Here is a 12,799-nt window from a genome sequence, read left to right on the forward strand (position 1 = left end):
GGTTCTTTACTATTTTTGATAAAATCTTCTAATAATTGCATCCACATCACCACACCCTCTTTTTGGTTGCAAACGCTACCTTTATACTCTCTCAGTATTTTCTCATGAATCATTCCGGATTGCTATAGTTTTAAGAACAAACCTTTGGGTAAGCGAGAGTTTGGAATTTAATGTTATAAAATAAGTGAATAACTGTTAAGCTGTTAAGCGATCGCCAATAGGCATTCCGTTGTAGTAAATCATCGAAACAAGAGCAAAGAGCCGTGTCAGTCGAAACCATTGAGAAGAGTTCCACATCCCGCAAGCTCGCCCCTCGGTATCGCGTTTTGCTCCATAACGACGACTACAACTCGATGGAGTACGTGGTGCAGGTATTATTAACAACAATCCCCAGTCTCACTCAGCCCCAAGCTGTGAGCATCATGATGGAAGCCCATACAAACGGGTTAGCTTTAGTCATTACCTGCGCTCTAGAACACGCTGAATTTTACTGTGAAACATTGAAAAGTCACGGTCTATCCAGCAGTATTGAACCTGATGAATAGTTGTCTAATAAAAGCTTTGGCGACTGGAAGTCGTGGCTACACAGACAAACCCCACACTTTGACAAGCTCAGTGGCCGCCTGTGTGGGGTAACAACGCTATATTTTTTATTAGTCCTCGCAGGTAGTCACTGAGTTTCGGCTATGCGGTAATCGAGCGAAGTCGAGATTCAACTACCGCTTGTCGAAGTGCGGACTTTGTTTGTATGGCCGCGATTTCTAATCGCTCAGGTTTGAGTTTTTAAATTATTTAGTATGAAAAACAACCTTGTCCGTTTAGCTCAAAGCCCTGCCCCTATGCGGCTGGGTTGTTTTATTTTAATGTTATTGGCATTATGGTTGCCTTTAGCTGCACCAATTTACTTACTAGTGCGTGATGCTAACTTAGTAAGTATTTTGACAATGGTTTTACTCTACATAGAATTTATTTTTCTATTAAAGCTATGGGGTAAATATGTCTACCAGCAACCTCAAATATTGCAGCATTATGGCTTAGAAACTACACGACACAATGGAATAGATTGGTTACGTGGATTGGCTATAGGCTTCACTAATATTTGGATACTTTTTGGCATAGAAAGTCTTTTAGGTTGGCTAGTATGGCAACAGCCCAAAGTTTTTTTATTAAAAATAGTTATAGAAGGTTTAATTGTTGGCTTGGCTGTGGGGTTTGCCGAGGAGTTATTATTTCGTGGCTGGTTACTAGATGAATTAGAACGTGATTACAGCCAACCTGTGGCATTATGGACGAATGCTGTAGTATTTGCTACGTTGCATTTTATTAAACCATTAGAGGCAATTATTCAAACTTTACCACAGTTCCCGGCTTTAGTAGTTCTGGGGTTAACGCAGGTATGGGCAAAGCGTTGGCGTAGAGGACGTTTAGGCTTACCAATTGGTTTACATGGTGGCTTGGTAGGCGGTTACTACATTATTAATGTTGGTGGATTAGTTCAATATACAGGTGTAGTGCCTGATTGGGTAACTGGGGTATATCACAATCCTTTGATGGGTTTGATGGGGTTATTTTTGATGAGTATTTTGGCATTGTGGATGAGTAGGCAAGTGAGGCGATCTCACCTCTGATAAAATCAACAATTATGCAATCCAACCAACAAGTACAAAGAATACTAGAGCTATTTGCGATTGCACGTCAGCGATTCTTAGATGCTGGTGGAAATCCCCAAAGCACCCCAAGCGGACTGAAGGGAGATGATTATATGACAGATGAGGAAAGACAGAAAGCCTTAATATTAGGAAGGCAAATTTTCAACGAAGAATATATTCAAAACTTTTTGCAGCATCAGAATAGTCAATCAGTATCTTCCCAAATTTCTGGCAAATGATTAGGCTTTAACCTTATAAAGTAGTTTTGCTAGTATATAAGAATTTTTCTTATTCTTATATAATTTCCAGTTAAATACCATTAATTATCGTAGGTTGGGTAGAGCTTAGCATAACCCAACCTACAAGCCTCTAGCTAGATAAAGAAGAATGCCTCTTGCAGTAAACCCTAATTTTTTTAAGAACGCATCAGGAAAGACATTTCTACTGTACTCATCCTGTTTAATCTTGATACATCAACTATTTGTCCCAAATTGAAGTTATCATCTGCAAATTTTTCTACTGGTGGTTCAATTATTTTGATTTTTGTCGGTTGTTGTTGACTGTCTACTTCTATTACTTCTGCTTTAAATACAAAGTGTGAATTTATAGGAATAAAACATTTAACAGCGATTTGATCGCCTACAGCAAAATTTTCCATATTGATATTTTTTTAAATGTGATAGAACAAGCATAAGCGTAGCAATAGGAAATATAGGTGTAGAAATTATTCCTTATAAGATAGTGAAAACCGTACTTTTAGAAAAGCAAGTAATAGATTTGAGGTGTTAACCCCTTAAATACCAAGAGATTTGATATTTTAGAGGTTGCTTAATTTCAAGAATCTAGTGATCTATCGCCCTAACCCCATGAGAATCAACTCATTTGGGTAAAATGACATTGCGGTATTCATGAAACGAGGAAAAAACTCGTTAGGGTAAACACAATATCCATCAATAATCACCGTATCAATTACTGCTTTATCAAGATTTAAAAGTTCTAGTCTGTAGACGCGGCTCCAACTGTCAATGGTGACAATTCTTATTGGAAGAATCAGGGATTGCATTATAGGCTCCTGTTATTCTTAGATTAACCTTAGAAGCCTACTCAAAAATTCACTGAAACTGAATAGTTTCTCTAACCTTACTAGGACAATAAAATCAGGAAGTATAAATAGTCTTCTATAACTTCATAATTTAACTTTTCGCCACTACAAACCCTTCTCAATAACTGTACCCACCAAACATGCTTTATCTAATTTCACACCGCTTAAATTTGCCCCTTCTAACTCTGCACACAATAAGTTAGCACCTGTCAAATTTGCCCCCGCTAAATTCGCCCCCCGCAAATCAGCTTCTTCAAGATTAGCCTCACTTAACAATGTTCCTTGCAAGTCAGCACGGCTTAAGTCTGCGCCTTTGAGGTTTGCGCCACTCAAGTTAGCACCACGCAAGTCAGCACTGCGTAAGTCAACGCCTTGTAAGTTGACATTCATCAAATTCGCGCCACTCAAAAAAGCACCCGCTAAAGATACATCACTCAGGGTTGCACCCATTAAGTTAGCGCCGCGTAAATTGCTACCACGCAAATCAGCACTGGTTAAGTCGGCTTGCATTAAATTGGCTCCCATGAGGTTCGCCCGCAAATCAGTTTCTTGCAGGTTCGCCCCCATTAAATTGGCTCCTTCTAAATGCCCACCTTCGAGTTTGGAACCCCTAAAATTAGTACCAACTAGGGTAGCGCCGGCAAGATTAATGCGGCTTAAATCAAGTTGATCAAGTTCTTCATCTTCTAAGTTTATTCCTGGGAGTTGTTTGAGGGTTCCTGATTTAATGGCTTCAATGTTCATTTGGGGTAACTACCAATCTCCTCATTACTCTTGCTATGGCTATCCCAGCGAGTATCTAGTAACCACATACCGTTGCTGGCTTTGCTTGTCATCACGGGTAAATCAAGTCCTTGTTGCAAACCCATGACTAATAAAGTTAGGGCATCTATTAGTTTAGGGTCAAAGCGGGTTGATTGTTGCTGTCGGCATTGGTCTAAAGCGTGAGCAAATATCTCTTCTCGACTTTGATGAGAAGATTTAATTTGATTAACTCGCCATTGAAACTCGGCGACTAATGCCAAAATCCTCGATTCTAAGGGAATTTCATCGCCAGCTAAACCTGCGGGTTCGCCTGTACCATTCCACCACTCGGTTTGGTGAGTAATAAGTTGAGCCACAGCCCGCAATCTGGGCATGGTTCGTAATACCTGTACGCCTGGAACTAAAGGACAAGTTAAAGGACAACTGGGGGCTTGTTCTTCCGGGTAACGGTTGGATGTTCCGGGAGTGAGAATGCTTTCGGCTTTTTGTAGCGGATCTATGCGATGTAACAAACCTGCCAAGCGCAATCTTTTGATTTGCCAAGCTGGTAGTTCTAACAATTGTCCCATTGCTTCGGACAGGGCGACAACTTCCGATGCTGCCATTGGGTTGTTGATATCGGCAATATCTATCAACTGCGCCATCCGCAAAAATGCTTGAATTTCATTAGAAACTAAGTTGCGATCTAAAGCTTGTTGACGCGGTGCTGTCGGAATAGATAAGCTTTCTTGCCCAGTTTGCAGGTAATCAACTACGCGAGAGACAACTGTACTTAAGTCTTCTGGTGCAGCGAGACGAGGCTGAAATGCTTCTTTGTGCGTTGTGAGTTTTGCTGCTAGTTCTGGGTTGTATTGTTGAATATGCGCGATCGCTAATTCTACTGTTTCTTTGACTAACTCTGGTTCAAATGTCCACAAACCATAGAATTTCCGTTCTAAGTCGGAATCTGGTAATCCACCCACACCATAATCAGCTTCCGATAGCTCTTGACAAAGTACCATCGCCGTGTATTTTGGTGACAGAATAATCAAATGCCATTCCTGCGACACTGGGTCAGCGGAATCTAATGCTACTAAGTCTACGTTGGGTAGTTGGCTGGTAGAATGTTCCGCAAAGCCGGCATCGGGTGATGCCATGATCGCAATTTCCCGACTAAACTTTGCTATGTCTGCATATCTTTCAGCTTCTTGTAAATACCATTTCCCTCGCTGGAAAGCTGTAATTACCAGAGGTTGACCCTGATCAGCTAGAATATGGTCTTCTAAAGCATGACATAGAGCAACTAAAGTATTTTTATAATACACCCCAAACCGAATTGGCCTGGTGCTATGGCGATGGGATACTTCCAGTTGTTGTAAAATCGAACCTTCTAACATGGGCTGGGAATTTTATAAAAGGTTAGGCTAGGGGTTAGAGGTTAGGGATAAGAGTAGATTATTTACTCTTATCCCTAACCTCTTGTGTGGATGTTTCTGCTAGGATACACCTGCTAATTGTGTTTCCTTCTTTTCGATTGGTGCGGAAAGTGCTTGTTCTAACTCAGCACAACCTAGCCTTTCTTCTAAAATCTTCATAACTTCCCTTCCGAAGTCGTTAGGATTTTGTCGCCAAGCTTGTAAGCAGACTTCACCAAAGAAAGAACCAAGAGGTTCAGGGTTCCACAGCAGTTTTTTAGCTGTCCACGGCATCAAGCTCATGGGATTGTACCCTGGTTTGAGAATACCCTCTTTAAAGGCATATTCTTCTAAATGAGTGTGGGGTTGGAGTCCAATAAAGAAAATGGCTGGTTCGACTTTATCTGCACCAAAAATTCTTTCTAGTTCGCGGTGGTAAGCGATGGTTTGGCGAATAGTTTCGGGACGTTCGTCAATCACGTTAAAGGAATAATTGACGGAAACTAAATCGTTAAACCCAGCGGTTTTTAAATCTCGACAGTTTTGTAAGACAGTCCGCAGGTTGTAACCCATCCGCATTTTGCGTACCAGTTCTTGAGAACCGCTTGTAATACCGATTTCAAAATAGTTCATCCCAGTTTTTGCCATCAACTCCGACAATTCAGGTGTTAAGTTGTCGGCTCTGATGTATGCTGCCCAATGAATATCTGTCATCCCAGAATCAACGATCGCCTGTAACAGTTCGATGGCATCATTGATATATCTCCGCGCTGGGATAAATTGAGCATCGGTAAACCAAAAGTTCCGTACACCGCGATTATATAATTGCCGAATTTCCGCTACAACTTCCTCGGCGGGATTGATCCGTACTTGCTTACCTTCAACAACGGTGTAGACACAATAGCAGCAATTATGAGGACAACCACGCTTGGTTTGCACACCTATATAAAAGTCTTGGTCTTGTAGATAATAGTGAAACTCTGGCCAGACTTTTTCAATATAGTCGTAGTTACAAGCGGTTTTTTCTAGCGGTGTAGGTTGTTCATGAATCAGCCGTTGGCGTGGTTTACCTTCTCCCACTACATAACAGCGTTCATCACTAATTTCTCGCCCACTTAAGAGTTTTTCTAGTAAGGTTTCCCCTTCACCTACAGAAATAATTGTGCCTGAAGGTAAGCTTTTACCCAATTGTTCGTAAAATACGCTGACTGCACCACCACCCACAACTGCACGCGCATGAGTGTGATATTTTTGGGCGCGTTTTAAACCGCGTTTGATTAATCCCAAATTCCGCCATAATTCCACGTAGTAGGCGATGAAGATGCGTAAACCACCCAGTGCGCCGCGTAATCTGATGAGAGGATTTTTGGCGTAATAAAATTCAAAAGCGTTTTGCAGTGGGTTTCCACCGCGTCCACCAACTGGGGCATAAATCTGAATATCCCGCCAAGAAAATACTAGCAGTGTGGGTTTAAATTCATCGATACAGCGATCTAAAGCCGCAGTGTAGTCTAACGGTGGAACAGTCCCCAAATCGAAAATCCGCTGTTCGATATTGGGGAATTGCTTGTGGATATGATCACAAAGATAAACTACCCCAATAGGAAAGATGGGGTTACAAGGAAGGCGAACGTAGAGAATGCGATTTTCGATCATCGGTGTTTTAACCTCCATCTTGCCACTCTTTCAGGAAAGCGAAAGATATTGTTAGCTGAGAAATTTGGGTTTGACTAGTCTTATTTATGACAATCTAGTTTGACGTTCCAGCAACTTTATGCTTTTACATTTTTCCGGTTGGGAATGGCGGCAATAGCTAAATTTGCTAGACATCAATCAGGAGAGATTGTTTTATGAATAAAATGTTCATATATCTTTACCATAACATTGAGTTTAATCATTAAGCGATGATCCCTTGCTATCTCTTTGGGGATACAACAAGACACAAACTCATGAAAATGACAGATACCGCCTAAAACTTAGATGCCACCTACGCTATTGATCGTTAATTAATATCTAAGACAAATTTGTTACCAAAGAAAACAATTAAAAACTTTACTTAATAGTGTATAATTTTTTTTGAAATAGACTTATTTTGTAAATTTTTCATAACTTGAACATATCTTTAGATAGAAATAACGTAGAAATTTTCAGTTGGTAGTCGGAGTTACAGCAACTGGGGATCAGCCGATGTTAGTCTTGGCTGGTGTAATATACAATGTTTGGCGTAAAGCTCCTCGGCAGTTATGGCTCAAATACTAGATTCTCTACCACCTGAGCAATCGGGGAAAATTCTCTGCTGCTACGTTAATGCCACAAGCAAAATCCAAGTAGCTCGCATCTCCAACATCTCTAACTGGTACTTTGAAAGGGTTGTGTTTCCTGGGCAGCGCCTCGTTTTTGAAGCCCCACCAGAATCTCACATGGAGATTCATACAGGGATGATGGCAAGTGCAATTTTATCGGATACAATTCCGTGCGATCGCCTGGCAATTCACGAACCAACCAGTAGTGACTTTAATACCGACTCAGTTACTCTCGACCCTATCAGTAAAAAACCCATAGTCCAGTCAATTAATACCAAAAGGGAAGATACCACAAAACCTTTAACAATCGCTGGTTAATCATTGCTTGATTAAAATAAAAAATTTGCTCAAAAAAATTTAAGGTTGCTGATATCAGCAACCTTTTCTATTGTTATGGAGGGTCAATAGTCATTTCTACTCGTCCCCGACACCCACACGCCCCAAATTTATGCACCTACCCTCTTTTATCTGGCTGTGGAAAATAGCCGCTTGGTCGATGGGATTATCCCTATTAGCATATTTGCTATTAGCTGTCACCGGTATATGGATGTGGCAAGCGAGAACTTCCCAGACTTTGCCAAACTTTCCTGGGTTCCCTGTAACTCGTGGGGGAGTGCGATCGCTCCACTATACAATGGGCATCAGTATGGTGAGTTTAGTGCTATTGTTATTGGCGATCGGCATTATCGGCACATTCGGCCACTTTGGTTCACTAGGACATTCATCACACCTAATTGCGGGGCTAATAGTAGTATTTTTAGTTTTACTATCTGCCGTCAGCGCCACTCAAATTAGTCCTAGACGACCTTGGATTAGAACTTTACACATAACCGTAAATATTATTCTCTTCGCCGCCTTTGCTTGGGTATCCTGGACTGGCTGGACTGTGGTACAAAAGTATTTACCCTAGAGTCCAGGGATAACAGAGTCATGAACAGGACAGCATTGACAACGCATAACGATTTTCAATGGTGGCTGATGGATATGGATGACGCACTTGAGCGATTTTTGGCAATTCTGCCACCACAAGTAAAGAAAAAGCTCGATTTCTCCCCCTCTTCTTTAAGCACTCTTGAAGCGTGGATACTTGACAAATATCCAAATACTCCTGCAATGTTGGAGTCAGATCAATCTCGTCTTGTAGATGGAGTTGCTCGTTACATTGGAGAAACCTTTCGTAAATCGCTGGGCGGTCGCTGGGATATTCAATTAGATGATCCGAAGTTCGTCTACTTTGGAGTGCCAATTCTAACAGGCTTTGAGGAAAAACCAACACCCATCTGTCCACTTACACTAGCCACCGCATCAGCAGATAGAAGGACTGGAAAATATTTACGTACTATTCTTGAAAACATACGTAATCTACTATCAAATCCTAGCTAAAGCTAGTTTGGGCTACATTTCGACTCAACTTTTGTCTAAGTCCCGTTAGGATAAAACTGAAAGCAACAATCTTCATGGAACCGTGACAGCCAACACAGCCAGTACCTCCACCACCATTTTTCGTCTATCCCCGTTGATTCGGATTACCCTGTTGAGTTTATATGTAGCACTCACAGTACCATTGCCATTTTTAGCTCAAGCAACAGCCGCACCAACACCACCATCATTACTGTGGGTAGGAATTATTATCGGCTTCGTTGGTTTATACGCCGTATTAACAGAAAGAGTTATTGTTAACGACCAAGAAATTCAAGTTACTTACCCTGTTTGGGTTCCGCGTTTCTTTCGTAAAGGTTGGACTTTACCTTGGTCAGATGTTAAGAAATTAAAACCCCGTTCCACAGGCCAAGGGGGGTTAGTTTATTATTTCGTCAGCAAAGATGCTAAAGCATACTTATTACCAATGCGAGTGGCTGGATTTGCCCGTTTAGTCAACATAGTACAAGCCAAAACAGGCATAGACACCACAGATATTCGCCCCTTAGCACAGCCTTGGATGTATGCGATTTTGCTGGGATTTACATTATTACTGCTGTTAGTTGATGCGTGGACTATTAATACAGCTTTGACACTATCTTAAAATTAAAGGCTCACACAAAGACGAAAAAATCCCTTGCGCCTTTGCGTGAGCATTAAAAAATTATATATTTCTACACGTGGATAATTTCACTCTACAAGCCCAACTCAGGCTTGAGCAAGTTAATCTATTTACAAAACTAAAAAGCAATCACCAGGGATACCCAATCTTACAGAATATTTCTTTCCAAGTATTCCCTGGTGAAAGAATTGCTATTGTCGGCGTAACTGGTGCTGGTAAAACTTCATTACTACGCCTAATCAACCGCTTGAGTGAACCTACTAGCGGTAAAATCTATCTGGAGAATCAAGAATATCGCCAAATTCCTACTATCCAGCTGCGCCAAATAGTGACACTGGTGTTGCAAGAGTCAAAGCTACTGGGGATGACAGTCCAGCAGACCCTAGAATATCCTTTAGTTTTGCGCGGTTTGCCCAAACAAACTATTCAGCAACAAATTAGTCATTGGCTAGAACAATTGCACATCCCTAACGACTGGTTAGGTAAGAATGAGTTACAACTTTCATCTGGACAACGACAATTAATTGCGATCGCTCGTGCTTTAATTATCCAACCCAAAATCTTACTATTAGATGAGCCAACATCAGCCTTGGACGCGGGTATAGCCTCTCATCTGGTGCAAATCTTGATTCAACTAGTTCAAACCCAGCAAACTACAATTTTGATGGTTAATCACCAGTTAGACTTAGCCCAGATGTTTTGTACAAGACTTTTACACCTGCACCAAGGACAGTTGTTAGCAGATAAACCAGCTTCAGCGGTAGACCTAGCTAGTTTACAAACAAGTTTGATAAAGGCACAAACCCAAGCCACAGAGGAATGGATTTAAAAACGTCTTATTTGATAAATCACCCTAAACACAACAATACTTACAGCAGTTGAAGCATATACCAGCACATTTTGAAAGCGTAGAGTCAGCAACAATAATTTTTTTTAACTCCTGTCTCCTGCCTCCTGCCTCCTGCTGTATATAATCACCGTTGAGTAGTTACTGTTGGACGTTGATTACTAAACCGTTCTTTTGCTAACTTTGTTTGCGATTGGGGAGGATTAGCATTCAAAATTTCCATGTTAAATCGGTATCCCACATTCCGAATAGTTTGAATCAAACTAGGTTGGCGGGGATCAAGTTCTACTTTTTTGCGTAGCGACAAAACATGAGTGTCAATTGTGCGCGGGTTGTCAATTGCATCTGGCCAAGCACGCCGCAGCAATTCTGACCGAGACAAAGGGACTCCGCCAGCCTGCGCCAAAACATACAGCAAACTGAATTCCTGGGGCGTTAAATCGATAAATTCCCCTTGGAACCGGACGCGACGTTGGACTAAATCAATTTGCAAAGTGCCATAGTCCAGATATGCTGGTGCAGTAGGCGTACGCTTGCGGCGAATTAACGCCTCAACTCTAGCCAAAAACTCTTGCATTCCAAAAGGTTTGCTGAGGTAATCATCTGCTCCCGCCTTTAGTCCTGCGACAACATCCGCTTCATTGCTACGTGCAGACAGCATTAAGATTAAAGGCTGCTGCTGACGATGCAACCAACGGCAAAACTCTATACCATCTCCATCAGGCAAATCCGCATCTAGAATAACTAGAGTAGGTTGATGGGTTAAAAACACTTCCCTTGCTTGATAAATGCTGGCAGCTTGATTTACTCTATATTCCAATTGTTGCAAGTGCCAACCCAGCAACGACCTTAGATGGGGATTCCCCTCAACGATTTCAATACAAACCGAACCCACGGCGGTAAGACCCCTTAGCGTTGATGACTTTCAAAGTAACAAGCTCATGCTCAAGGTTTTGTAGCCTTTGCTACTTCTAATCGGAATTCGTTTGATATTTACTCCCAGAAATGTTGGCAATATCTGCAACCTAAGCCTATTTCCAAGGTTAATAAGTAATCTTCTTAAATTTTTGTTAGACTTATCAAAAGTTCTTCTTAACAATCATCTTGCTTTTAGCAAAATGTAACTTTACCAAGAACTGCTACTCAAACTAATGCCCATTAGTTAAATCGTCCTTCAGCCTAGCTGTGGATTGAGTATTCAGCTTGTTCAAGCTTAATCTCAGCCATAAACATTAGGTTGCTCCAAGAAGAAATCATAAGAATCAATTACCAAACAATTAATTTCCCAGTTTTCTGGAATAGGATCTAAATACGCTGTAGCTGCTGGAGGGGGCAGATCAAAGCAGAATAGTTGGCATAAGTTATATGCCAAAAACGCTAAAAAGGCGAAATAGGCACTTCACATTTCAGCGTTAATCATTTAAAATTCTCATTCCAAAGAGATCAAAATAGCAGTTATGCTTCAAGACACACAAACCATCCGCTATTACCAAAGACTCACAGACACCTTCGTCGAGCTATGGAATCGCGGTTATCGTATGGACGATATGCGGATGTATTTGGATGGATATCTAGCCGCACTGCGACACAGCAACGCTATCGAGCCATATTTGATTCATCGTCTAGAAGAGGAAGCCGGCCGCTACTTGTACGATGCTTCAAATTTTGCCGTGCCGGAACCACAGCCACAACACGATTACTACTAATGCCTTTACTCTAAACATTAAAAGTAACCGTAGATTGACGCAGATGATTATAACATATTATCTGTCTTGATCAAGTGTTCAATGGGATGAATTTTGGGAGAGATTTTACTGGGAAAACATCACCTCAGACTCGTTATAATTTTGCTCATCTTACTGAGGGGTGTTTAATATCCTGATTTGAATTAAAAAAGCAGAAAATTTTTTATTCGCTACTTACTACTAACCGTTAAGGAATTTTTCTGCTTTGGGAAGCGTAGTCCATCAAAAAAGCCCCATTATTAGGGGCTTTTTTGTCATCATTTAGACTAGATGCTGCTTAATTAATTTAAGAAGCTAGAGCAACTTCTACTAATTCCTGCAATTTACCCTTTTGATAAAGTTCAATGAGGATATCGGAACCGCCGACAAATTTGCCATCAATATAAACTTGAGGAATGGTCGGCCATTCGGAATATTCTTTAATTCCTTGACGAATTTCACCATCAGCAAGAACATCAATGGTCTCAAAGGGAACACCCAAAGTATTGAGAATTTGGACAACGTTGTTAGAAAAACCACATTGAGGCATTAACTTATTTCCCTTCATGAAAACCAAAATTTTGTTTTGGTGGACTAAGTTATCGATTTTTTCTTTGAGTTCCGGTGTCATGGTATTTTTGTTTCCTATGTTACTGATATGAAAAAATCAATAGTCAATGCTCAACATCGCCAGTAACTATTGATTTTCCTAAGTGAATGTTGTCTGTCAAGCTTCAGGCGTAAATGTTTTAAGTGCCAAGGCGTGAATTGCTTCCGTTGACATAGCTTGCCGCAACGCACCATAAACTAACTGATGCTGTTGCACCAGTCCTTTATCTGCAAACTGCGATGATACGACTGTTACTTGATAGTGGTCTCCGCCACCGGTCAAGTCTTGCACTTGTATCTGAGCGTCTGGCAGTTCCGCCTTGATCATTTCTTCAATCTGCTGCGGACTAATCATCGCAATTCCT

The 12,799-nt window shown here is 41.1% G+C and carries 17 protein-coding genes; 9 read left to right on the top strand and 8 right to left on the bottom strand.

Features of this window, described 5'->3' with window-relative positions:
• Positions 1 to 263: 263 nt before the first annotated feature.
• The 3 genes from clpS to IQ244_RS26900 all read left to right on the top strand — a co-directional run bounded on the left by clpS (position 264) and on the right by IQ244_RS26900 (position 1,888).
• Complete coding sequence (clpS, locus tag IQ244_RS26890) at positions 264 to 545, top strand: ATP-dependent Clp protease adapter ClpS (RefSeq protein WP_193899723.1); 282 nt, start codon at positions 264 to 266, stop codon at positions 543 to 545.
• 252 nt (positions 546 to 797) lie between these two features.
• Positions 798 to 1,628, top strand: a complete 831-nt coding sequence (locus IQ244_RS26895; RefSeq protein ID WP_193899725.1) for a CPBP family intramembrane glutamic endopeptidase — start codon at positions 798 to 800, stop codon at positions 1,626 to 1,628.
• 14 nt (positions 1,629 to 1,642) lie between these two features.
• On the top strand, positions 1,643 to 1,888 hold the full coding sequence (locus IQ244_RS26900) for a hypothetical protein (RefSeq protein ID WP_193899727.1): 246 nt from the start codon (positions 1,643 to 1,645) through the stop codon (positions 1,886 to 1,888).
• 176 nt (positions 1,889 to 2,064) lie between these two features.
• Here IQ244_RS26900 and IQ244_RS26905 read toward each other — a convergent pair whose 3' ends face one another.
• The 5 genes from IQ244_RS26905 to IQ244_RS26925 form a co-directional block, all read right to left on the bottom strand.
• Entirely contained in the window at positions 2,065 to 2,307 is a 243-nt protein-coding gene (locus IQ244_RS26905) for a hypothetical protein (RefSeq protein WP_193899729.1), read from the bottom strand.
• Between the two features lie 192 nt (positions 2,308 to 2,499).
• Positions 2,500 to 2,712, bottom strand: coding sequence for a hypothetical protein (locus tag IQ244_RS26910; protein ID WP_193899731.1), 213 nt, complete (start codon positions 2,710 to 2,712; stop codon positions 2,500 to 2,502).
• Between the two features lie 144 nt (positions 2,713 to 2,856).
• Positions 2,857 to 3,495 (bottom strand): pentapeptide repeat-containing protein, encoded by a 639-nt coding sequence (locus tag IQ244_RS26915; RefSeq protein WP_193899733.1) that lies wholly within the window; start codon positions 3,493 to 3,495, stop codon positions 2,857 to 2,859.
• The gene (locus IQ244_RS26920) at positions 3,492 to 4,892 is read right to left on the bottom strand and encodes a DICT sensory domain-containing protein (protein WP_193899736.1); all 1,401 of its coding nucleotides are present in this window, start codon (positions 4,890 to 4,892) and stop codon (positions 3,492 to 3,494) included. Before IQ244_RS26920 ends, IQ244_RS26915 begins: the two co-directional genes overlap by 4 nt.
• A gap of 99 nt (positions 4,893 to 4,991) precedes the next feature.
• A complete protein-coding gene (locus IQ244_RS26925) occupies positions 4,992 to 6,584 on the bottom strand; it encodes a photosystem II high light acclimation radical SAM protein (protein WP_193899738.1) in 1,593 nt (530 codons plus the stop codon).
• Positions 6,585 to 7,153: 569 nt separating this feature from the next.
• On the opposite strand from IQ244_RS26925, the gene IQ244_RS26930 reads away from it, so the two are divergent.
• The 5 genes from IQ244_RS26930 (at position 7,154) to IQ244_RS26950 (ending at position 10,083) form a co-directional block, all read left to right on the top strand.
• Entirely contained in the window at positions 7,154 to 7,531 is a 378-nt protein-coding gene (locus IQ244_RS26930) for a DUF1830 domain-containing protein (RefSeq protein ID WP_193899740.1), read from the top strand.
• A 130-nt stretch (positions 7,532 to 7,661) separates the two neighbouring features.
• Positions 7,662 to 8,123, top strand: coding sequence for a DUF4079 domain-containing protein (locus IQ244_RS26935; RefSeq protein WP_193899742.1), 462 nt, complete (start codon positions 7,662 to 7,664; stop codon positions 8,121 to 8,123).
• Between the two features lie 35 nt (positions 8,124 to 8,158).
• Positions 8,159 to 8,596: a hypothetical protein gene (locus IQ244_RS26940; protein ID WP_216594403.1), complete on the top strand. Its 438-nt coding sequence runs from the start codon at positions 8,159 to 8,161 to the stop codon at positions 8,594 to 8,596.
• Positions 8,597 to 8,678: 82 nt separating this feature from the next.
• Positions 8,679 to 9,236: a hypothetical protein gene (locus IQ244_RS26945; RefSeq protein WP_193899743.1), complete on the top strand. Its 558-nt coding sequence runs from the start codon at positions 8,679 to 8,681 to the stop codon at positions 9,234 to 9,236.
• 76 nt (positions 9,237 to 9,312) lie between these two features.
• Positions 9,313 to 10,083 carry an ABC transporter ATP-binding protein gene (locus IQ244_RS26950; protein WP_193899745.1) on the top strand — a complete coding sequence of 257 codons (771 nt, stop codon included), beginning with the start codon at positions 9,313 to 9,315 and terminating at the stop codon, positions 10,081 to 10,083.
• A gap of 145 nt (positions 10,084 to 10,228) precedes the next feature.
• On the opposite strand, the gene IQ244_RS26955 is transcribed toward IQ244_RS26950, so the two are convergent.
• Positions 10,229 to 10,996 carry a response regulator transcription factor gene (locus tag IQ244_RS26955; protein ID WP_193899747.1) on the bottom strand — a complete coding sequence of 256 codons (768 nt, stop codon included), beginning with the start codon at positions 10,994 to 10,996 and terminating at the stop codon, positions 10,229 to 10,231.
• Between the two features lie 562 nt (positions 10,997 to 11,558).
• Here IQ244_RS26955 and IQ244_RS26960 point away from each other — a divergent pair.
• Positions 11,559 to 11,807, top strand: coding sequence for a DUF6761 family protein (locus tag IQ244_RS26960; protein ID WP_193899748.1), 249 nt, complete (start codon positions 11,559 to 11,561; stop codon positions 11,805 to 11,807).
• Between the two features lie 325 nt (positions 11,808 to 12,132).
• Here the strand turns inward: IQ244_RS26960 and grxD are convergent, their stop codons facing one another.
• Together grxD and IQ244_RS26970 are read right to left on the bottom strand one after the other, a co-directional pair.
• Complete coding sequence (gene grxD, locus IQ244_RS26965) at positions 12,133 to 12,456, bottom strand: Grx4 family monothiol glutaredoxin (RefSeq protein WP_015113526.1); 324 nt, start codon at positions 12,454 to 12,456, stop codon at positions 12,133 to 12,135.
• 96 nt (positions 12,457 to 12,552) lie between these two features.
• Positions 12,553 to 12,789 carry a BolA family protein gene (locus IQ244_RS26970; RefSeq protein ID WP_193899751.1) on the bottom strand — a complete coding sequence of 79 codons (237 nt, stop codon included), beginning with the start codon at positions 12,787 to 12,789 and terminating at the stop codon, positions 12,553 to 12,555.
• Positions 12,790 to 12,799 lie beyond the last annotated feature (10 nt).

The organism is Nostoc sp. LEGE 06077 (assembly GCF_015207705.1).
Classification (GTDB): Bacteria; Cyanobacteriota; Cyanobacteriia; order Cyanobacteriales; family Nostocaceae; genus Nostoc_B.

Excerpts from the sequence above, each read along its gene's own strand:
- IQ244_RS26895 (WP_193899725.1), top strand. The coding sequence starts at position 798 with ATGAAAAACAACCTTGTCCGTTTAGCTCAAAGCCCTGCCCCTATGCGG.
- IQ244_RS26900 (WP_193899727.1), top strand. The coding sequence starts at position 1,643 with ATGCAATCCAACCAACAAGTACAAAGAATACTAGAGCTATTTGCGATT.
- IQ244_RS26905 (WP_193899729.1), bottom strand. The coding sequence starts at position 2,307 with ATGGAAAATTTTGCTGTAGGCGATCAAATCGCTGTTAAATGTTTTATT.
- IQ244_RS26910 (WP_193899731.1), bottom strand. The coding sequence starts at position 2,712 with ATGCAATCCCTGATTCTTCCAATAAGAATTGTCACCATTGACAGTTGG.
- IQ244_RS26915 (WP_193899733.1), bottom strand. The coding sequence starts at position 3,495 with ATGAACATTGAAGCCATTAAATCAGGAACCCTCAAACAACTCCCAGGA.
- IQ244_RS26920 (WP_193899736.1), bottom strand. The coding sequence starts at position 4,892 with ATGTTAGAAGGTTCGATTTTACAACAACTGGAAGTATCCCATCGCCAT.
- IQ244_RS26925 (WP_193899738.1), bottom strand. The coding sequence starts at position 6,584 with ATGGAGGTTAAAACACCGATGATCGAAAATCGCATTCTCTACGTTCGC.
- IQ244_RS26930 (WP_193899740.1), top strand. The coding sequence starts at position 7,154 with ATGGCTCAAATACTAGATTCTCTACCACCTGAGCAATCGGGGAAAATT.
- IQ244_RS26935 (WP_193899742.1), top strand. The coding sequence starts at position 7,662 with ATGCACCTACCCTCTTTTATCTGGCTGTGGAAAATAGCCGCTTGGTCG.
- IQ244_RS26960 (WP_193899748.1), top strand. The coding sequence starts at position 11,559 with ATGCTTCAAGACACACAAACCATCCGCTATTACCAAAGACTCACAGAC.
- grxD (WP_015113526.1), bottom strand. The coding sequence starts at position 12,456 with ATGACACCGGAACTCAAAGAAAAAATCGATAACTTAGTCCACCAAAAC.
- IQ244_RS26970 (WP_193899751.1), bottom strand. The coding sequence starts at position 12,789 with ATGATTAGTCCGCAGCAGATTGAAGAAATGATCAAGGCGGAACTGCCA.